This window comes from Priestia sp. MDV22-iso46, from assembly GCF_058629175.1.
In genome coordinates this window covers 1,950,860-1,969,749 of the sequence record NZ_JBZVWT010000001.1, presented here as the reverse complement: position 1 = coordinate 1,969,749, position 18,890 = coordinate 1,950,860, and the positions used below count along the sequence as shown (strand labels likewise).

Genomic DNA, 18,890 nt, shown 5'->3' with positions numbered 1-18,890 from the left:
TTTCATGTTCGGATCAGATTTATATATCGCCCTTGTGTTAGGGGTTACACTAAGCTTAATTTTTACAGAAAAAACGGGCGTATTGCCAGCCGGTCTTATCGTACCGGGGTATTTAGCTCTTGTATTTGATCAGCCAATTACCATTTTAATGATTTTCTTAATTAGTATTTTAACGTATGTTATCGTCGTGTACGGAATCTCAAAAGTAGTTATTTTATATGGACGTCGCAAATTTACAGCGATGTTAATTACGGGTATTGTGATTAAAGTTGCATTTGATTATTTCTTCCCGATCTTGCCGTTTGAAGTGTTTGAATTACGCGGAATTGGTATCATTGTACCGGGCTTAATTGCAAATACAATGCAAAAGCAAGGTCTTCCTTTAACAGTTGGAACAACGGTTTTATTAAGTGGTGTAACATTTGGAATTATGCAAGTTTATTATTTATTTTAATACACAAACAAACCGCAGCTGGTAAAGGAAGGTGAAAGCGTTGAAAGAGAAAAAATTAAACTTTCAAGAAAAAGTATTGATGTTTATAAAGAAAACAAAGCCTACAACGGGCAAGCAAGCTCTTATCTTAACGCCAATTTTAATCGTAATTTTAGCTCTTTCAGGATGGATGGAGCGTTCGGATGCTCTTGAAAACCCTGAGACGGCTAATCCAGAGGCCAATAATGATTTAACGATGACTATGGTCGGAGACATTATGATGGGTCGCCATGTAAGAGAAGTAACTGAACGCTACGGAGAAGATTTTGTATTCCGCAACGTGGAGCCGTTCTTTAAAAATTCGGATTACGTAAGCGGGAACTACGAAACGCCGATTTTAACAAATGACGTAGATTCATATAAAGCAATGGAAAAAGGTATTCATTTATATAGTAAGCCTGCTGATCTAGCGACTGTTAAAAATGCAGGTTTCGACGTATTAAACTTAGCGAACAACCATTCAATGGACTACAGTGCAAAAGGGTTAGAAGATACGATCTCTACTTTTGAAGCAAACAAATTAGATTTTGTTGGTGCTGGCCGTAACTCTGAAGAAGCAAAGCATATTTCCTATAAAGATGCTGACGGTATCCGCATTGCAACAGTAGGTTTTACAGATGTACATTCAGACGGAATGTCGGCTGGAAAAAACAACCCAGGTATTTTAAAAGCAGATCCGGATCTTATTTTCAGCACGATTCAGAAAGCGAAAGCAAATGCTGATTTAGTTGTAGTAAATGCCCACTGGGGTGAAGAATACGATGCACAGCCAAGTCCTCGTCAAGAAGGACTAGCAAAAGCGATGGTAGACGCTGGTGCGGACATTATCATTGGTCACCATCCGCATGTTTTACAGTCATATGACGTATATAAAGGTTCGGTTATTTTCTATAGCTTAGGAAACTTTATTTTTGACCAAGGGTGGTCAAGTACAAAAAATACAGCAATGGTTCAATATCATTTAAACAAGCAGGGACAAGCTAAAATTGATGTTATTCCAATGGTTATTAAAGCAGGTACACCAACTCCAACAGATAACCCTTGGCGTATGAAGCGTATTTATAACGATTTAAACAAGTTTTCTTCAAACCCTGAACTGTTAGAAAAAGAACGAAACAAGTTTGAATTAAACTTAGATCATTCTCGCATTATAAAACATGCAGAGGAGCGCAAAAAGAACGAAGCGCAAGCTAACTAATAGCCCGTCATACACAGAGGAGGTAAAAGATGATAAATAAACGTAATACAATTATTGTTTCCATTGTCATCTTTTCACTCATAGTAGGTGTATGTGTTTATCAATTTATGTTTCCAAAACAAGAATATGCAGTAAGTACTTCAGATCCTCGCGCCACAAAAGTAGGTATGGAAATTCTTAAACAAGGCGGTACAGCAGTTGATGCAGCTATTGCCATTTCCTACACGCTTGGTGTTGTGGAACCGTACGGATCAGGACTTGGGGGAGGCGGCGGAATGCTGATTGATCCAGCAGATGCCTCTCCAACATTTATTGACTACCGAGAAATTGCACCTAAGAATGATAAAGAAGATGAGATTGGCGTACCAGGTTTCGTCGCTGGTATGGATTATATTCAGCACCACTACGGATCTATGTCGATGAGCAAACTAATCGACCCGGCCATTAACTATGCCGAGAATGGGTACAAAGTGGACAAAGATTTGCACGATAGGCTGGTTTCATACAAAAGTAATGTGAATGAAGATGAAATCCCTAGCTTTTATCCAGATAAGGACGCCATTAACACAGGTGAAATTGTCAAACAGCATGAATTAGCGAACACGCTGCAAAAGATTAAGGAAGAAGGGCCAAATGCTTTTTATAGAGGAAAAATTGCAGACGATATTACAGAAGAAACAAAAGTAAGTCACAAAGACTTGCGAAAGTATGCGCCTGTTGAACGCAAACCTCTATCGACGAATTATAAAGGTCATCAAATTATTTCAGCACCTCCGCCTTTTGCTGGTGCTACGCTTATTCAAATGTTAAAAATGACGGATCAAGAAGATATTTGGAAGCTGAAGGAATCGCATCCTAGTCTTTATTATCATTTTCTTGGTCAAATTTCAAAAGTAGCTTATCAAGACCGCTTGAAAAAAATTGCTGATCCGGCTTTTATAAAAGAAACGCCAAATGATTGGATCGACGATCATTACGTGCATTTACTTCGTAATAAATTAAATAATACTGAAACAGATCATACCAAAGTAAGCGATGTCGAAGAACATGAAAGTACCACTCATTTTGTTGTCATGGACGGTGAAGGAACCGTTGTATCAACAACGAATACGCTGAGTAATTTCTTCGGCAGCGGTGAATATGTAGATGGATTCTTTTTAAATAATACGCTCAATACGTTTGGGGAAGGAATTAATAAGCGTCAACCTGGTAAGCGTCCAAGAACATTTACAGCCCCTACCATTATTCGTGAAGGTGATGAATGGGTAATGTCCATTGGCACACCGGGAGGAAATCGCATTCCTCAAGTGTTAACGCAAGTAATTGGGGATTATTTTGAAGACAAAGATTCCATTAAAAACGCAGTAGAAAACAAGCGTGTCATTTTTGATTCTCATAAGTTTTATTCAGAAGCTAAGCTTAAACAGTCAACTAAAGATGGTTTAAAAACGTACGGCTATGACTTAAAAAACAATGATAACGCGATGTTTTACGGAGGCGTTCAAGCACTTGTGAAAGACTTAAAGAAAAATAAGATTCAAGGTGACGCTGATCCGCGCCGCCACGGTTTATGGGAAAAAAGTACAGACTAACTTAATTGGAGGAATAGAAAATGATCGCAAAACGAATCGTAGGGATTGTAGGACCAATTGCTATTGTAGCAGGAGTAGTAGCAGGACTTGGAGCTTTAAAACATCCGGCTACTCTTTCAACAGATGAACAGCAAAAAATTGAAAATAACGTAAAAATGATTGAACAAACAAAATCTGCTGCTGCAGATGCAGTAAATGATGCTGCAGCAGTGTCTGGGAAATAAAACATATATAGTGATAAAAAGGCATCGTCCGGGGCGATGTCTTTTTTGTGTCCAATGTATTTTATGGATAAAAATGAAAGCGCTTAACAAAATATACATATGAGTAAAAATGGAGGGGAATGTGTGAATAAAAAATTACTGTTATTTAATATTGTTGCTGTTTTGTTGTTAATCGGCGTTATAGCCGTTTTCTTTATGACTCAATCAAGTACAGAATTTAATCCTAAAAAGCTCCTAAAAAAAAATAATGATCATTCTTATGGTGTGAGCTCTTCTAATTCTCTGGCAGCAAATGTAGGGATGGACGTATTAAAAGAAGGGGGGAATGCAGTAGATGCGGCCATTGCTATTTCGTATGCCCTCAATGTAGTCGAACCTTTTGGATCCGGAATTGGTGGAGGTGGAGGTATGCTGATTGCCAAAAAAGATCAGCCTGCTACCTTTATCGATTACCGGGAAACCGCTCCAGCTTCTATGAACGGTAAAAACGGCGTGCCGGGATTTGTCGCTGGTATGGAATATATTCAGCAGAAGTATGGTACAAAATCAATGAATGATTTAATTCAGCCGGCTGTTGAATACGCTGAAAAAGGGTTTGAAGTAGACTCTCTTTTATCTTCTCGATTGTATTACTCTAGAGGAAGGATGGATGTAGACGATCTATCCGCTTTTTATCCGAAGGGAGAAGCAATCGAAGAAGGGGAAACGCTGTCGCAGCCCGTGTTAGCTAAAACGCTAATCAAGATTCAGCGGGAAGGTGCATCTGCATTTTATAAAGGAGACGTGGCACAAGATCTTGCTGATGCAACGCCTATTTCTAAAAAAGACTTATCTTCCTATCAAGTGACAGAAACCAAGCCTGTCGTTTCTGCTTACAATGGAACGGAAGTGATTTCAGCGCCTCCGCCTTTTTCCGGAATTACGCTGATTCAAATGTTAAAAATGGCAGAGAAAGAAAATCTTGAAACAATGCCTGACAAAGAATATTACGAAACGATGAACAGAATTAAAAAAGCAGCTTACTCCGACCGGTTAAAACAAATCGGCGATCCAGATTTTCATAATCAAAACTCAAGTGAATTAGTTAGTGATGATTATATAACAAACTTGGTCAATCACCCGACACGTTCTTCAGGTGAAGGCGATGAAGAACACGAAAGTACAACACATTTTGTGGTTATTGATTCAGAAGGAACCGTCGTATCTACAACCAATACGTTGAGTAACTTCTTTGGTACAGGCGAACAAGTTGACGGCTTTTTTCTTAATAACAATGCTGATACCTTTGGAAGCAAAGAACCGAATAATCGCGAGCCGGGAAAAAGAGCAAGAACTTTTACGGCTCCAACTATTATAAGAGAAAAAGGTGAGTGGGCGATGGGAATAGGTTCTCCGGGCGGAACGCGGATTCCTCAAATTTTAACTCAGGTACTTTCTAAAAACCTTGAAGGAAATGAACCGCTTCAAGAAGCTGTAAACGAACCGCGATTTATTTTTGACGATTCGATTATTTATGTAGAGCCCGATTTAAATACAAAAAATATTCCTTCTGCGTTTCGAATAGAAACAAAGGAAAGCGACGTCTTTTATGGAGGTATCCAAGCGTTAACCATTAATTTTCAAGATAAACAAATGGAAGGAGCCGGAGACCCTAGAAGAAATGGAGTTTGGAAAACAGGAGATTAACGAAGTAAAGATTCCTTCTCATATGCTTAGGCATAGTGAGAAGGCGTTTGAAAATATCGAATGCAATGAAAATCTTTGTCGCTGGAATGAAAATGTACGTAAATAGGGGAACGATCTAAAGCAGGGTGAGCGTTGAAAAACGTGGCATCACCGTAGCGCAAAGCTTTTAGCAAGTAAGGCATTTCTTGTTTGAAAATAGCATATCGTATGGCTTGAACGGATTTTTCCGTTTGTTCATTTCCAATAAATACGTATACATACAGCGTATCAACACCGTCTTTGTGGAGCCATTCGGCAAAAAGCTCATTTCGCTGCTCATTTAATTGATCAACAGCAAACTTTTCGTCGATCCAAAGAAATAAATCGTCTGTTTGTTCAGAATGTGTGAGCGTATAGCGTCGCCCAATAAAAGGAAAGGTAGGCGTGCTTCCTTGCCGGTATGTGACGCTAAATTGCTGAGGATTAAAAGCAGACAAAGGGCATCTTCCTTTCACGCTTTTAAGTAGTTTATGCATAAAAAAGAGAAATTTCACACATTCGTCAAGAATTTTAAGCTGTTTTTCTTACATGCATACTTATGAAAAAGTTGTTACACTGAAGAAAAGAAATAGTGGGTGATAAAAGATGGAGCCGCTGTATATTGTCTTATCAATTTTTTTAGCAGCGATGCTATCGTATGATATTGCTAAATTTGTTCGAGGGGACCGGCCAGATTGGAAAGAGGGTTTCGTGACGGGCCTTGTGTTCGTGGGCTTTTTAGCAGCCATGCAAATGGCTTTTCACATTGTATAGCGACGAAAGAGGCTGGGACAAACGTAGTTTAGTTGAAGGAAGATCCGAACAATGAATTGTTCGGATCTTTTATGGTTAGGGTGAACGTAGATTCCATTGATTTCGTTATGTCTCAATCTCTTTTTTAAAGATTTGCCGGATAAGTTTAGTCCGGCAATACTAAAAAGCCCCGATATCGAATAAGCTGTTGTATACTGCATTTTTGATAAAGGGGCTTTTTACTTGTATCGAAAAAAAACACTGCTTTTGAAGCGAAGTTTAGGAGTAGCTGTGTTTCTTTCTGTTATTGCGCTGGGAGTTTGGATGTTTCAATTTACATTTTTTTCTCCGAGTCATCAAGCCAAATCTGCTGTAAAAGAATTTTATACGCTAGAACAGGAAGGGAACTTTTCGGAATCATGGGATCTTTTTCATTCATCCATGAAAAAGAAGTGGACAAAAGGTGCATACATACAAGATCGAGCACACGTATTTCTCAATCATTTCGGGGTAGACACTTTTACGTATTCCATTGAAGATGCTGAAAAAAGAAAGAACTGGAAGATGGAAAATGATCGTAAAGCGTTTCCTGTGGTTTACGAAATGACCGTTATCCAAACGTATAAAGGGAAATATGGAAACTTTGATTTGGTGCAAAAAGTGTATGCTGTTCGTGAAAAAGGAGAATGGAAAGTCGTGTGGGATTATAAACAGTAGGAGAGCCTGCTGTTTTTTTATCTTCATAAGAAATGAGCATACCTCAGCTGTTAATAGGCCTCTTTTTTAACAGAAAAAACGTTATGTTTTTTTGCGAGTGGGTAAAATGAAAGAAGGAGGCGAACACAGATGAAATTTAAAACGATTTTATTTGATGCATATGGAACACTGTTTGATGTACATACCGTTATTGAAACGTGTGATAAGCTGTATCCGGAACGAGGAGAAAGTATTAGCCATTTATGGCGTTTGAAGCAAATTGAATATGCAATGCAATATCAGCTGATGGGACGATACGTTGACTTTTATACATTAACAAATCAATCCCTGAAATATGCAGCAGAAGCAAATGATATTGATTTAACGGAACACGAAGAAAAAATGCTGATGAGTGCTTACATGAAGCTGAATGTCTACGATGAGGTCAAAGAGGTGCTCGCCTATTTAAAAGAAAAAGGATATCGTCTGGCTATTTTTACGAATGGTCCTAAGCACATGATTGATCCGCTTGTTTCTTATCACAACATGAATCATTTATTTGAAGACGTTATTTCCGTAGACGAAATCAAACAGTACAAGCCTACGATGGCAAGCTATCACTATGCAAAAAATAAAATGAACGCAAAAAGAGAAGAAGTATTATTTTTGTCATCGAATACATGGGACATTGCCGGTGCTAAAAACTACGGGTTCGCAACGGCTTGGGTCAACCGAAAAGGAAATGTAGCTGAACATAAAGAATTGCAGCCAAACGTAATCATTAAGAGCTTAAATCAGCTTACTAAATAAAAAAAGAACGAGCATTAAGCTCGTCCTTTTTTATTTATTGCTAAATGTATCTTTTGTTTCGCCTACTGCTTTTTGAGCATTTCCTTTTGTTTTCTCAGCTTTTCCTTCACGCTGAAGGTCGCGGTTATTCGTTGCATTTCCCACTTGATCTTTTACTTCACCTTTAGCTTTTGATACATTTCCTTTAATTTTATCTCCTAAACCTTTACTCATTTTAATCTTCCTTTCTATTAGTAATTAAGTAGTGTTACTTGTCTGTTCCACCATTAGAAAGAAATTAAACATATTTTCTGATTTTAACTTAAACAGAAGCTAAGCGTACGATATTCAGGAGTAATGTTTAGGCACTATCATTACTATTGTTCGGAGGTTTTAAGCTCCCAATCATCATAAATCTGAGATTCATAAGGCCATGATAATAAGCTCAAAGATTCCACTGCTTTTAGAACAAGAGGTGAAGCATTATTGATGTTGAGATCTTGCGGTGCAATCCACAATGCTTCCAAAGAATCCTGTCCTTCAAACTGTACGGGGTTGGAAAGAAGCTCACCGCCGGCAATGTCTACGTAATAAAATACGGCAATGTGATGCACGTGAGTAAATTCTTTCCACTTACAGGGATACTGAAAATCTGTTGTACCCGCTTGAGAAACAATGTTAATCTCAAAGCCTGTTTCTTCCACAAATTCTCTTTTCATCGCTGCCGTTAATGTTTCACCGTGCTCTAGCTGTCCGCCTGGCAAATCAAAACGATGAATATACGGACCTCTATTTTTTCGAATAACAAGCATCTTGTTATCTCGCATACAAATTCCATATACGCCAAAGGCGCGATCATAGTTTGGTTCCATCTTTTTTTTCACTACTTTCTATAACAGAATGGCTTGATAAAGCATAGTTTGATTTCTTTATCCTACCATACATTTTGCTATAGAACCTTTTTTAATGAGATGCTTTTACAGTAAGCGTGCGGGAAACGGCACTTTCGTTATGCAAACGGTCAACAGAGGTTACAACATATGTGTATGTTTGATTTTTGAGTGCATTTGGATCTACAAACAATTGTTTTTCTCCTGTTTTTCGAACGGTTGTCAGCAGGTTTTCTGCGTCGTTAATGTCGCCTTTTTTATTACCTTGAAAGCGATAAATGGCATAATAAGCGGAATCATTCTGCTGGTGATCTCGAATTTCAAATGCTGCTTCTTTTGTATGAGGGCCCGCATTTTTTAATTTTGGTGCTTTTGGTGCCGTATTATCAAGCCAAGGCATTGCTGGAATAAGCGCAGGGTGTTTATAAATATCGTTTTGCAGCTTGTCTTTTATTCCTAGCGGGTTTCGGTTCAAATCTTTCAGGCTAAAATGCATGCTTCCCTGTACTTCTGGAAACTGGTGATTTAGAGCAATTTGCCTTGGATACTCATCGGGATCAGACCAAGCTTCCACCGCGTTGTTATTAATTTTGTAAGCAGCTTGTCCAATATAAAGGTGGACTGGCTTTCCGCGCACTTCATCTCTCCACCAGGTGAGCAGCGTATCGTAAGCAGCGGGTTCAAATCCGATATTCCAATAAATTTGCGGAGTGATGTAATCAATGTATCCATTTTGAATCCACGTACGCGTATCGGCATACAAATCATCATAGTTTGTTTGTCCGGCAGTCGTCTCAGAGCCGGTTGGATCATTAGCGATGTTTCGCCATACGCCGAACGGACTGATGCCAAACTTCACGTATGATTTTGTTTTTTTAATAGACTTATTTAAATCCTGAACAAGCTGATTCACATTGTCACGCCGCCAGTCTTCAATATTGGGAAACGTTTGAACACCGTAGGTTTCATATGTTTTTTGATCTGGGAACGTTTGACCTGCAATTTTGTAAGGATAAAAATAGTCGTCCATATGAACAGCATCAATATCATAGTTTCTTACGACTTCGAGCACTTCTTCAATAATAAAGTTTTTTACTTCTGGAATACCTGGGTTGTAGTAGAGTTGTTTTCCGTAGGAGACGACCCAATCAGGATGTTGTTTGGCAGGATGATTATCGGCTAGTTTGTTTAAATCAGTATGATTCATTGTAATGCGGTAAGGGTTAAACCATGCGTGGAATTCTAAGTTGCGCTTGTGTGCTTCGTCTACCATAAAGGCCAGAGGATCATAGCCGGGATCTTTTCCTTGTGTACCGGTTAAATATTCTGACCACGGGCCATATTTTGACGGATAAAAGGAATCGGCGGTCGGTTTAATTTGAACGACAACAGCATTCATCCCCATCTTTTTGACTTCATCTAGCAAATAGGTAAACTCTTTTTTCTGCTGTTCAACCGGAAGACCAGGCTGAGAAGGCCAGTCAATATTGTATACGCTTGCAATCCAAGCGGCTCGGAGCTCCCGTTTTTGATATGTGGTAGGTACGTCTGCTTTAGCAGGCAATGTGCTCGAACAAAACAGCAGCAAAAACAAGATGCCTCCAACCCATTTTTTAATATGCATGTTCGTTCCTCCTTCTTTTTTGGTTGAGATAAAATTTCTTTCATAATATAGCATGCGGTCGTTATATTCACAATAGATTTTAATGAAATATTCTGAAAAATAAAATAAAGTTTTAAAAATATCAGAAAAATATTGAAATTAAACTTCAGAAAAAATATAATAATGGTAATTTAAAGAATGTTTTAGAAATACGTTACTTAACGATGGAGGAATTCATGCGCCAATTTTCCGTACTTACTTTAATCGATGCACAAATGAATCATTACAGTCCCGCTGAAGGAAGAGTAGCCGATTACGTTCTAGAAAATCCCACGACCACGTTGAACTTAACGACCAAACAGCTAGCTAAGCAGTGTCAGTGCAGCGAAGCTACGATTATTCGCTTTTGTCAGCGTGTAGGCATTAATAGTTTTAAAGAATTAAAGATTGAATTAGCAAAAGATGCTCATAAGGTGAATACCGAACAGCTGCCGAATCTTCCAGTTAATTTTGAAGATGAGACCGATGCTGTGCTTGAAAAAGTCATAAGCAAAAGTATGAGCGCACTGATGAATACAAGTCGATTAGTGAGCACTTCTGCAATTGATGCGGCTGCGGAAGCTATTCATGGAGCGAAACGAGTGTTTTTATACGGAGCAGGAGGATCATCTGTAGTTGCACTAGATGCTCAGTATAAACTGCTTCGAATTGATATTTCGGCTCTGTTTTCATTAGATAGTCATGTTCAAATGGTGATGGCTACAAATATGACAAAAGATGATGTGCTGTTTGTGGTATCCACTTCGGGTCAAACAAAAGAAGTGGTAGAGCTGATGCAAATAGCCAAAGACAAAGGAGCAGCCGTCATTTTGCTAACGCAGCACGGATCATCGCCAGCTTCTAGATTAGCTGATATTCTGCTGACTATTTCGGTAGAAGAACAGCATATTCGAATTGGAACGATGAGCGCTCGTATTGCTCAGTTAGCCATTGTAGATGCGATGTTTATACGATTATGTATTCAAAAAGGCAATCAAGTGTTTGAACGCATAATCGATACACATAATGTAATTCAAAAAATAAAGAGGTAGGGGGAAACGAGAAAATGAAGGTATTGTTTGTATGTTCTGGAGGAATGTCAAGTGCGATTGTGGTAAAAGCATTAAAAACGGAAGCACAGAAGCACGGAACGGATATGGAAGTGCTGGCAATTGGAACAAATGAAGTGGCAGAGGAAATTCAAAAGGGCTGGGACGTTGTAATGGTTGCACCTCAGATTCGTCACCGGTTTAACGCAGTTAAAGCAGAAGCGGATAAAGCTTCCGTTCCATGCGGACCTATTCCGCCGCAGGCTTATACGCCGCTTGGAGGTCCAACGCTTTTTAAAACGGTTCAACAGCTCGTTAGCTAAGAAAAGCAGGTGTATTCCTGCTTTTTAAATAGATAAGGGGTTTTATTTACACAAGGGGAGAATATAGAGGGGGAAAGGGTATATGAGCAAATTTGTGTCGTTTTTAGAGAACAATTTATCGGGACCCATGGCCAGGTTATCAGAACAGCGGCATCTTCAAGCCATTCGCGATGGTGTAATTTCCGCTTTACCGTTTATCATTATCGGAAGTTTTTTCTTGATTCTAGCATTTCCACCTGTGCCGCAAGATAGCACAATCGCGAAATGGGCAGCTGATAACAGCGCGAATATTTTAATACCGTATCGCGTAACGATGTTTATTATGTCTTTATATATAGCCTTTGGGATAGGATACAACTTGTCTAAAAGCTATAATCTCGATCCGCTGTCAGGAGCGCAAATTGCAGTAGCTGCACTACTTCTTACGGTGACTCCAAAGCTGATTGAAGAAGAAGGCTTTATGCTGCCAATGACAAACCTTGGAGGTCACGGTTTATTTGTGACGATGATTGTATCGATTTTATCGGTCGAGATTCTCAGGTTTTGTAAAGCAAAAAATGTCACCATTAAAATGCCGGAACAAGTGCCTCCTTCAGTATCACGGTCTTTTGAAGCGCTGATTCCAGTGGCTATTGTTGTTGTACTTATGACAATTATTACGATTGTTTTAGGTATCGACCTTCATCATTTAGTTGATAAACTAGTTGCTCCGCTTGTGGAAGCTGGAGATAGTTTAGCAGGAGTGTTAATACCGGTTTTCTTAATCACGTTTTTCTGGTCATTCGGAATCCACGGCGTCTCTGTTGTTGGAACAGTGGCACGGCCTGTATGGGAAGTGTACTTAGCAAAAAATGCTGAAGCAGTAGCGGACGGAGCTTCCACACTTCCGTATATTGCACCTGAAACGTTCTTTCAGTGGTTTGTTTGGATTGGAGGATCTGGAGCGACGCTAGGTCTTGCCTTAGCGATGCTGTTTTTCTCAAAATCTAAATATTCGAAAGCGCTTTCTAGGACATCTTTTATTCCAGCGGTTTTTAATATTAACGAACCAATTATTTTCGGTTTGCCAATTGTCTTAAATCCTATTTTAATTATTCCATTTATCATTATCCCGATTATTACAACGATCATTTCATACGCAGCAACGGCGACAGGTCTTATTACGCCAACCTACGTAATGGTTCCATGGACGCTCCCGGCGCCGATCGGAGCTTATCTATCAACCGGAGGAGACTGGCGGGCGGTTGTGCTAGTCATTATCAATATTGCTATTTCTGTTGTCATTTATCTTCCGTTCTTTAAAATGTACGACCGAAAGATGGTCGAAATGGAAAAAAGCGATGAAGCAACGGTTGCACCATCCGATAGTTCAGTTCAAATGTAAAGAAAGAGAAGCCAACTTGTTTGGCTTCTATCTCTTTAGTAGGAGTGAGGGTCAATGTTTGTTCGGTTTCGATATAAAACTGTGTTTTTATTTCTGCTAACCATGGTTCTTTGCAACGTTATTTTTACACCTCTGCTGCAGTATGCTGGTTTATCAGCGCAGCATAGTTTATTTGCCATTACAAGTCTATCAGCAGCGCTGCTTACAACATTTATTTCCATTCGGCTTTCAAACGCAGCTTTATCTAAAACCGCCGTTTGTATACGCTTTGTTTTGCTTGGAATAGGGTGCACAGCCGTTACATATTTAGCCGTTTTTTAACAAGGAGGGACAAAAAATGAAAGTAGTGACAATAGGGGGAGGATCAAGCTACACACCGGAATTGGTCGAAGGGTTTATTAAACGATATGATGAGCTTCCAATTCGAGAGCTATGGCTTGTAGATATTGAAGAAGGAAAAGAGAAGCTTGAAATTGTAGGAGCACTTGCGAGAAGAATGGTCAAAAAAGCAGGTGTTGATATGGAAATTCATTTAACGCTTGATCGACAAAAAGCGTTGATAAATGCTGATTTTGTAACGACACAGCTTAGAGTAGGTCAGCTTGATGCGCGTATTCAAGATGAACGCATCCCTCTTAAGTACGGAATGATTGGTCAAGAGACAAACGGGGCGGGAGGATTATTTAAGGGCTTGCGAACGATACCCGTTTTGTTGAAAATTGCCGAGGAAATACACGAAGTTTGTCCAAACGCCTGGCTTATTAATTTTACAAATCCTGCAGGTATGGTAACGGAGGCACTGCTTCGCTACGGAAAGCATTCTAAAGTAGTAGGAGTCTGTAACCTGCCTGTACATATGACAAACTCCATCGCCAGCTTGCTTCAAATAGAAAAAGAAGATGTTCACATTGAATTTGCAGGGTTAAATCACTTGGTATATGGACTGCATGTGTATGCAAAAGGAAAGGAAGTAACGCAAGAAGTCATTCGGCGATTAAGTGATCCAAAGTCCCAAGTAACAATGAGAAACATAGCTCCTATTCCGTGGCAACCGGACTTTTTGGAAGCTCTTGGCGTGATTTTATGTCCTTATCACCGCTACTACTACAAAACAAACGAAATATTAGCAGAAGAGCTTCTGGCCTTTCAGTCAGGTACCACACGCGCTGAAGTGGTCAAAGCATTAGAAGCCGAGCTTTTTGAACTCTATAAAAATCCAAATCTAGAAAGTAAGCCTCCGCAGCTGGAAAAACGAGGAGGCGCTTATTACAGCGATGCCGCATGCAATTTAATTTCATCCATTCATAACGATAAAGGCGATATTCAAACATTAAATGTAAAAAACAATGGCGCTATTTCCTCACTCCCAAACGAATCTGCGGTTGAAGTAAACTGTGTAGTAACAAAGCAAGGGCCGGTACCACTCGCTGTCGGTGAACTTCCGGTAGAAGTGAATGGACTTGTGCAGCAAATTAAATCGTTTGAACGAGTAGGGGCAGAAGCTGCGGTTACAGGATCTTATGAAAAAGCACTGGTTGCGCTGAGTATTAATCCGCTTGTTCCAAGTGACGAGCTGGCTAAGTCGGTCTTAGACGAACTGCTTCAAGCTCATCGCGAGTATTTACCTGCTTTTTTTAAGGAAGTGAACGCATAGTATGTATGCTGTTGGACTTATGTCAGGAACGTCGCTTGATGGAATTGATGCAGCTCTTGTTCAAATTGAAGGAAGCGGCTATGAAAGTAAAGTTAAGCTTCTTCATTTCATTACCATGCCTTTTTCACCTCAGTTAAAAAAGGAAATTGAGCAGGCGCTTTCTTTTGAACATTCAAATGTACAGCTGATCTGCAGCTTGAATTTTAAACTTGGCTATGCGTTTGCAGATGCAGTGAAAAAAGTGTGCCAAGAAGCCCGCTTTTCTCTTGAACAAATAGATGTTATTGGATCGCATGGGCAAACCATTTACCATCAGCCTTATGCTTCGGGAAGTACAGCGATGTCTACACTCCAAATTGGAGAGCCGGCTGTTATTGCTTATGAAACCAAAACGAAGGTAGTAGCAAACTTCAGAGTGATGGACATGGCAGCAGGCGGGCAAGGTGCTCCGTTAGTTCCTCACACGGAACGGATTTTGTACAGCCACAATAATTATACAAGGCTGCTTCAAAACATTGGAGGTATTGGAAATGTAACGTTGATTCCTCCAAAACACTCTCCTATACCGGTAGTAGCTTTTGATACGGGGCCGGGAAATATGATGATAGATGAAGCGTGTCAGCAGCTTTTTAATGTTTCATTTGATGAAAATGGGCGTTTAGCAGCTGGAGGAAAGATTATTTCAGAGCTTTTAGAAGACTGTATGAATCATGATTACATGAAGCTTTCTCCTCCTAAATCGACGGGAAGAGAGCTGTTCGGTACACAGTACACAAAGAGACTGCTAGAGAAATATAGCAAACATAAAAAGAAAGATCTGCTAGCTACGATTACTATGTTCACGGCATCATCCATTGTACATCACTATGAAACATTTATTTTTCCTGCCTATTCTATTGACGAAGTGATTATTGGAGGAGGCGGAAGTTATAATAATACGCTGATGAATATGATTAAAGCGCAGCTCGGGAAGCGCTGCAGGGTGTATACACAAGAAGAAATAGGAATGTCTTCAGAAGCAAAAGAAGCCGTAGCATTTGCGGTGCTCGCAAATGAAACACTTTCAGGTTATCCAAGCAATGTACCAAGCGCAACCGGCGCCTTGTCTCCTGTAATACTAGGAAACATTACGCCTGCACCACTATAAAAAAGGGGATGGAAGAAATGACAGAAGCAGCAAATATGGAAAATGAAATTTTTGAACTTATTGCATATGGAGGAAATGCTAGGTCACTTGCATATGAAGCGTTAGAAGCAGCTGAAGACTATGATTTTAATAAAGCTGACGAGCTTTTAAAGCAGTCTCAAGAAGAGCTCAGTCATGCTCATAAAACGCAAACTGCGCTTATTCAACGTGAATTGAACGGAAAAACAATTGAAAAGTCACTGCTTTTAATTCACGCACAAGATCATTTAATGACGGCTATTTCAGAGCAAAAATTAATTGAACATATGATTAAGCTTATTAAAAAATTTAAAAAAGAAGGCGAAAATCAATGAAAAAGCTAGGTATTGCGATTTACCCGGAACATTCGACTGTCGAAAAAGATAAAGCGTATATAGCACTTGCGCATCAATACGGATTTACCCGCATTTTTACATGCTTGCTTTCTGTTGAAGGCGATCAGAAAAAAGTAATGGCAAATTTTAAAGAAATTATTGAGTTTGCCAATGAGCTAAAGATGGAAGTAGTAGTGGATATTGCTCCTCGCGTATTTGGAGCGCTTGGCATTTCTTATGATGACTTATCTTTTTTTCACGAATTAGGGGCTTATGCTATTCGCCTTGATCTAGGGTATACGGGAAATGAAGAGTCTATTATGACTTTTAATCCATACGGCTTAAAAATTGAAATTAATATGAGCAATGCGACGAAGTATGTGGATAATATTTTAAGTTACCAGCCAAACCGAAAACAGCTATTGGGGTCGCATAATTTTTATCCTCATCGATACGCAGGATTGTCGTATGATCACTTTGTAAAGTGTTCAGCATTGTTTAAAGAACATAACCTTGAAACAGCAGCCTTTATTAATTCACCAAGCGCTACGTTTGGACCGTGGCCTGTTACTGAAGGGCTTTGTACGCTTGAAATGCATCGCACGCTTCCGGTCGACGTGCAGGCTAAGCATCTTTTTAAAACGGAGTTGATTGATTGTGCAATTATTGCCAATGCTTATGCATCAGAAGAAGAAATGAAGGCGCTGCGTGATGTTGTTCAGCAAGAGCGCTTTACTTTTAATGTGACGCTGTATGATACGATTACTGAACTTGAGAAAAAAATTGTGCTGGAAGAGTTTCATTTTTACCGCGGAGACGTATCCGATTATTTAATTCGCTCTACGCAAAGCCGAGTAAAATATAAAAAAGAAGAATTCAAGCCTACGCATACTCCTTCCATTCGAAGAGGCGATATTTTAATAGAAAATGAACTCTACGGACAGTACAAAGGAGAGCTGCAAATTGCGCTGTTAGACATGGAAAACTCAGGTAAAACAAACGTAGTAGGACGCATTGCAGAAGAGGAAATATTCTTACTAAATGAACTGCAGCCATGGGACAAATTTGCTTTTTGTGAACGGTGATAAAATGGACTATATTATTGGTATCGACGGGGGCGGAACAAAAACAGAAGCCGTTGCTTACAGCTTAAACGGTCAAGAGCTCGCTGCTTCAAAAAGCGGCTATGGAAATTTACTCATTAATTACAATACGGCTATTACTCATATTGATGAATGTATTACGGCGTGCAAAACTGCGCTTACTGGTTATACATGTAAAGGCATTTCACTAGGACTTGCTGGAAGTAAAGCATTATCTAAGGAAGAAATAAAAAGATATTTTTATGATCGTTATCAGGTAGAAGTAGGTTTATATGATGACGCCATGATTGCACACGAAGCACTACTGCATGGAAAAGACGGGATTTTAACCATTGCAGGAACTGGAGCCGTCGGCATTGGGAAAAAAGACGGGGTGTACGAATACGGAGGAGGGTGGGGACACCTTCTTGGAGATGAAGGAAGCGGATATTGGATTGGTCTTCAAGCACTTATATTGCTGACGAAGGAGCATGATCAAAGCCGTCCTTACAGCAGCCTTAGTCAGACAATCTTGCAACATGTAAAAGCAGATACCATACACGATATAAAAAAGTTTGTCTATTCATCTCCTAAATCAGAAGTTGCTTTACTCACTCCGCTTGTTGTAAATCAAGCAAGAAATCATAAACAAGAAGCAAGTGACATTCTTCAACAAGCTGGAAAGCACCTTGCAAACATGACTCTTCATTTATATAAGAAACAGCGGTTTGAAGGGAGCTGCTTGCTGGCATGCAAAGGCAGCATTTTAACGGAAGTTCCAGAAGTGTTTGATGTTTATAAAAAAGCATGTGAGAAAGAAATAAAGCATATCCAGTGGGCAACACAGCGAGTATCATCTGCTAAAGGAGCTTATCAGCTGTTCATGAATGATTATAAATAGAGAAAAAATGATGGTGGAAAAGGCAGGGGATCACAGTGAACTTAAATCATATCTTAACAGAAAAACGCAATCCGCAAACCTTAAACATTGATGAATTATCAAGCCTGGAAATTGTAAAAAAAATTAATGAAGAAGATTACCAAGTGCCTCAGGCAATCAATAAGGTGCTGCCTGTTATTGCTCTGTTAGTAGATGAAATTGTCAGTGCTTTTAAACAAGGCGGACGTCTTATTTATATCGGAGCAGGTACAAGCGGGCGGCTAGGTGTGTTAGATGCATCTGAATGTGTACCAACATTCGGTACACCTGCCGAACAAGTAATTGGGATTATAGCCGGGGGTGACAAGGCGCTCCGTCATGCGTTAGAAGGAGCAGAAGATAACAAGAAACAAGCGATAGAAGATTTGAAAGCGATTAATTTATCAAATAAAGATATTCTTGTAGGTATAGCTGCAAGTGGAAGAACTCCTTATACACTCTCAGCGCTTGCGTATGCAAACAGCCTGGGGACAGTAACGGGCTGTGTTGTAAATTCTCCTCAATCACCTATGGAACAAGAAGCAAAATATGCAATAGTAGCAGAATCAGGGCCGGAAGTTGTAACAGGTTCAACAAGAATGAAAGCCGGAACTGCTCAAAAGCTTGTTCTTAATATGCTGACGACCGCTTCTATGATTCAAATCGGTAAAGTCTACAGCAATCTAATGGTAGACGTACAGCCGACTAACGATAAACTCGTACAGCGTGCTAAAAATATTATTGCGGAACTAACAGGCGTCTCACCAGAGGAGGCAGCGGAAAGTTTACAAACATACAAAACGCCAAAAGCCGCCATTCTTGCGCTTCTTACTTCTATAGAAGGTGATGAGGTGCATCGGCTGCTTGATAAACATGACGGACATTTAAAAAAAGCCATTGGAGAAGCAATGGAACAGCAGATTAAAGATTAACCCTTAAAAGAAGTGCATACAGCACTTCTTTTTTGTTGAGCACATTTTTTGCACAATGTATGTGGG

Annotated in this window: 22 protein-coding genes; 18 read left to right on the top strand and 4 right to left on the bottom strand. The window is 39.6% G+C overall.

Annotated features, from left to right (window positions below):
* Positions 1 to 4: 4 nt before the first annotated feature.
* The 5 genes from pgsC (at position 5) to AC4NPH_RS10015 (ending at position 5,193) form a co-directional block, all read left to right on the top strand.
* Positions 5 to 454, top strand: coding sequence for a poly-gamma-glutamate biosynthesis protein PgsC (gene pgsC, locus AC4NPH_RS10035; RefSeq protein WP_013055707.1), 450 nt, complete (start codon positions 5 to 7; stop codon positions 452 to 454).
* A 40-nt stretch (positions 455 to 494) separates the two neighbouring features.
* Positions 495 to 1,691: a CapA family protein gene (locus tag AC4NPH_RS10030; RefSeq protein ID WP_013055708.1), complete on the top strand. Its 1,197-nt coding sequence runs from the start codon at positions 495 to 497 to the stop codon at positions 1,689 to 1,691.
* 29 nt (positions 1,692 to 1,720) lie between these two features.
* Positions 1,721 to 3,283 (top strand): gamma-glutamyltransferase family protein, encoded by a 1,563-nt coding sequence (locus AC4NPH_RS10025; RefSeq protein WP_029324923.1) that lies wholly within the window; start codon positions 1,721 to 1,723, stop codon positions 3,281 to 3,283.
* A 20-nt stretch (positions 3,284 to 3,303) separates the two neighbouring features.
* The gene (locus AC4NPH_RS10020; RefSeq protein WP_063670776.1) at positions 3,304 to 3,507 is read left to right on the top strand and encodes a CapE family protein; all 204 of its coding nucleotides are present in this window, start codon (positions 3,304 to 3,306) and stop codon (positions 3,505 to 3,507) included.
* Positions 3,508 to 3,630: 123 nt separating this feature from the next.
* The gene (locus tag AC4NPH_RS10015; protein ID WP_029324924.1) at positions 3,631 to 5,193 is read left to right on the top strand and encodes a gamma-glutamyltransferase family protein; all 1,563 of its coding nucleotides are present in this window, start codon (positions 3,631 to 3,633) and stop codon (positions 5,191 to 5,193) included.
* A 26-nt stretch (positions 5,194 to 5,219) separates the two neighbouring features.
* Here the strand turns inward: AC4NPH_RS10015 and AC4NPH_RS10010 are convergent, their stop codons facing one another.
* A complete protein-coding gene (locus tag AC4NPH_RS10010) occupies positions 5,220 to 5,669 on the bottom strand; it encodes a staygreen family protein (RefSeq protein ID WP_053486899.1) in 450 nt (149 codons plus the stop codon).
* Between the two features lie 148 nt (positions 5,670 to 5,817).
* On the opposite strand from AC4NPH_RS10010, the gene AC4NPH_RS10005 reads away from it, so the two are divergent.
* The 3 genes from AC4NPH_RS10005 to AC4NPH_RS09995 all read left to right on the top strand — a co-directional run bounded on the left by AC4NPH_RS10005 (position 5,818) and on the right by AC4NPH_RS09995 (position 7,470).
* Entirely contained in the window at positions 5,818 to 5,985 is a 168-nt protein-coding gene (locus AC4NPH_RS10005; RefSeq protein WP_170959558.1) for a hypothetical protein, read from the top strand.
* 222 nt (positions 5,986 to 6,207) lie between these two features.
* A complete protein-coding gene (locus AC4NPH_RS10000; protein WP_098197015.1) occupies positions 6,208 to 6,681 on the top strand; it encodes a hypothetical protein in 474 nt (157 codons plus the stop codon).
* 129 nt (positions 6,682 to 6,810) lie between these two features.
* Positions 6,811 to 7,470 (top strand): haloacid dehalogenase type II, encoded by a 660-nt coding sequence (locus AC4NPH_RS09995; protein ID WP_029324926.1) that lies wholly within the window; start codon positions 6,811 to 6,813, stop codon positions 7,468 to 7,470.
* A 30-nt stretch (positions 7,471 to 7,500) separates the two neighbouring features.
* On the opposite strand, the gene AC4NPH_RS09990 is transcribed toward AC4NPH_RS09995, so the two are convergent.
* From AC4NPH_RS09990 to AC4NPH_RS09980, 3 genes are all read right to left on the bottom strand, one after another.
* A complete protein-coding gene (locus AC4NPH_RS09990; RefSeq protein WP_013055716.1) occupies positions 7,501 to 7,683 on the bottom strand; it encodes a CsbD family protein in 183 nt (60 codons plus the stop codon).
* Between the two features lie 143 nt (positions 7,684 to 7,826).
* Positions 7,827 to 8,321 (bottom strand): NUDIX hydrolase, encoded by a 495-nt coding sequence (locus AC4NPH_RS09985; protein ID WP_029324927.1) that lies wholly within the window; start codon positions 8,319 to 8,321, stop codon positions 7,827 to 7,829.
* A gap of 91 nt (positions 8,322 to 8,412) precedes the next feature.
* Positions 8,413 to 9,963 (bottom strand): glycoside hydrolase family 10-like protein, encoded by a 1,551-nt coding sequence (locus AC4NPH_RS09980; protein WP_063670778.1) that lies wholly within the window; start codon positions 9,961 to 9,963, stop codon positions 8,413 to 8,415.
* 215 nt (positions 9,964 to 10,178) lie between these two features.
* Between AC4NPH_RS09980 and AC4NPH_RS09975 the strand changes: the two genes are divergently transcribed.
* The 10 genes from AC4NPH_RS09975 to murQ all read left to right on the top strand — a co-directional run bounded on the left by AC4NPH_RS09975 (position 10,179) and on the right by murQ (position 18,824).
* A complete protein-coding gene (locus AC4NPH_RS09975; RefSeq protein ID WP_057274421.1) occupies positions 10,179 to 11,033 on the top strand; it encodes a MurR/RpiR family transcriptional regulator in 855 nt (284 codons plus the stop codon).
* Between the two features lie 14 nt (positions 11,034 to 11,047).
* Positions 11,048 to 11,353 carry a PTS sugar transporter subunit IIB gene (locus tag AC4NPH_RS09970; protein WP_013055720.1) on the top strand — a complete coding sequence of 102 codons (306 nt, stop codon included), beginning with the start codon at positions 11,048 to 11,050 and terminating at the stop codon, positions 11,351 to 11,353.
* 82 nt (positions 11,354 to 11,435) lie between these two features.
* The gene (locus tag AC4NPH_RS09965; RefSeq protein ID WP_057274422.1) at positions 11,436 to 12,737 is read left to right on the top strand and encodes a PTS sugar transporter subunit IIC; all 1,302 of its coding nucleotides are present in this window, start codon (positions 11,436 to 11,438) and stop codon (positions 12,735 to 12,737) included.
* A gap of 54 nt (positions 12,738 to 12,791) precedes the next feature.
* Complete coding sequence (locus AC4NPH_RS09960; protein ID WP_013082025.1) at positions 12,792 to 13,058, top strand: hypothetical protein; 267 nt, start codon at positions 12,792 to 12,794, stop codon at positions 13,056 to 13,058.
* 16 nt (positions 13,059 to 13,074) lie between these two features.
* Positions 13,075 to 14,391 carry a 6-phospho-beta-glucosidase gene (locus AC4NPH_RS09955; protein ID WP_097826706.1) on the top strand — a complete coding sequence of 439 codons (1,317 nt, stop codon included), beginning with the start codon at positions 13,075 to 13,077 and terminating at the stop codon, positions 14,389 to 14,391.
* Between the two features lies 1 nt (position 14,392).
* Positions 14,393 to 15,538, top strand: a complete 1,146-nt coding sequence (gene anmK, locus AC4NPH_RS09950) for an anhydro-N-acetylmuramic acid kinase AnmK (protein WP_063670782.1) — start codon at positions 14,393 to 14,395, stop codon at positions 15,536 to 15,538.
* 17 nt (positions 15,539 to 15,555) lie between these two features.
* Positions 15,556 to 15,891, top strand: a complete 336-nt coding sequence (locus AC4NPH_RS09945) for a PTS lactose/cellobiose transporter subunit IIA (protein ID WP_013055725.1) — start codon at positions 15,556 to 15,558, stop codon at positions 15,889 to 15,891.
* Positions 15,888 to 16,976: a DUF871 domain-containing protein gene (locus AC4NPH_RS09940; protein WP_029324933.1), complete on the top strand. Its 1,089-nt coding sequence runs from the start codon at positions 15,888 to 15,890 to the stop codon at positions 16,974 to 16,976. The genes AC4NPH_RS09945 and AC4NPH_RS09940 overlap by 4 nt, the downstream gene beginning before the upstream one ends.
* A complete protein-coding gene (locus tag AC4NPH_RS09935; RefSeq protein ID WP_255286294.1) occupies positions 16,933 to 17,874 on the top strand; it encodes a BadF/BadG/BcrA/BcrD ATPase family protein in 942 nt (313 codons plus the stop codon). Before AC4NPH_RS09940 ends, AC4NPH_RS09935 begins: the two co-directional genes overlap by 44 nt.
* Before the next feature lie 35 nt (positions 17,875 to 17,909).
* Complete coding sequence (gene murQ / locus AC4NPH_RS09930) at positions 17,910 to 18,824, top strand: N-acetylmuramic acid 6-phosphate etherase (RefSeq protein ID WP_013055728.1); 915 nt, start codon at positions 17,910 to 17,912, stop codon at positions 18,822 to 18,824.
* The last annotated feature ends 66 nt before the right edge of the window (positions 18,825 to 18,890 follow it).

Bases quoted from the DNA above. Each gene is read 5' to 3' on its own strand.
- AC4NPH_RS09935 (WP_255286294.1), top strand. From the start codon at position 16,933: ATGAACTGCAGCCATGGGACAAATTTGCTTTTTGTGAACGGTGATAAA.
- AC4NPH_RS09980 (WP_063670778.1), bottom strand. From the start codon at position 9,963: ATGCATATTAAAAAATGGGTTGGAGGCATCTTGTTTTTGCTGCTGTTT.
- AC4NPH_RS09975 (WP_057274421.1), top strand. From the start codon at position 10,179: ATGCGCCAATTTTCCGTACTTACTTTAATCGATGCACAAATGAATCAT.
- AC4NPH_RS09945 (WP_013055725.1), top strand. From the start codon at position 15,556: ATGACAGAAGCAGCAAATATGGAAAATGAAATTTTTGAACTTATTGCA.
- anmK (WP_063670782.1), top strand. From the start codon at position 14,393: ATGTATGCTGTTGGACTTATGTCAGGAACGTCGCTTGATGGAATTGAT.
- AC4NPH_RS09955 (WP_097826706.1), top strand. From the start codon at position 13,075: ATGAAAGTAGTGACAATAGGGGGAGGATCAAGCTACACACCGGAATTG.
- AC4NPH_RS10005 (WP_170959558.1), top strand. From the start codon at position 5,818: ATGGAGCCGCTGTATATTGTCTTATCAATTTTTTTAGCAGCGATGCTA.
- AC4NPH_RS09990 (WP_013055716.1), bottom strand. From the start codon at position 7,683: ATGAGTAAAGGTTTAGGAGATAAAATTAAAGGAAATGTATCAAAAGCT.
- AC4NPH_RS09985 (WP_029324927.1), bottom strand. From the start codon at position 8,321: ATGGAACCAAACTATGATCGCGCCTTTGGCGTATATGGAATTTGTATG.
- AC4NPH_RS09965 (WP_057274422.1), top strand. From the start codon at position 11,436: ATGAGCAAATTTGTGTCGTTTTTAGAGAACAATTTATCGGGACCCATG.
- pgsC (WP_013055707.1), top strand. From the start codon at position 5: ATGTTCGGATCAGATTTATATATCGCCCTTGTGTTAGGGGTTACACTA.
- AC4NPH_RS10020 (WP_063670776.1), top strand. From the start codon at position 3,304: ATGATCGCAAAACGAATCGTAGGGATTGTAGGACCAATTGCTATTGTA.
- AC4NPH_RS09970 (WP_013055720.1), top strand. From the start codon at position 11,048: ATGAAGGTATTGTTTGTATGTTCTGGAGGAATGTCAAGTGCGATTGTG.
- AC4NPH_RS09940 (WP_029324933.1), top strand. From the start codon at position 15,888: ATGAAAAAGCTAGGTATTGCGATTTACCCGGAACATTCGACTGTCGAA.
- AC4NPH_RS10025 (WP_029324923.1), top strand. From the start codon at position 1,721: ATGATAAATAAACGTAATACAATTATTGTTTCCATTGTCATCTTTTCA.
- AC4NPH_RS09960 (WP_013082025.1), top strand. From the start codon at position 12,792: ATGTTTGTTCGGTTTCGATATAAAACTGTGTTTTTATTTCTGCTAACC.
- AC4NPH_RS09995 (WP_029324926.1), top strand. From the start codon at position 6,811: ATGAAATTTAAAACGATTTTATTTGATGCATATGGAACACTGTTTGAT.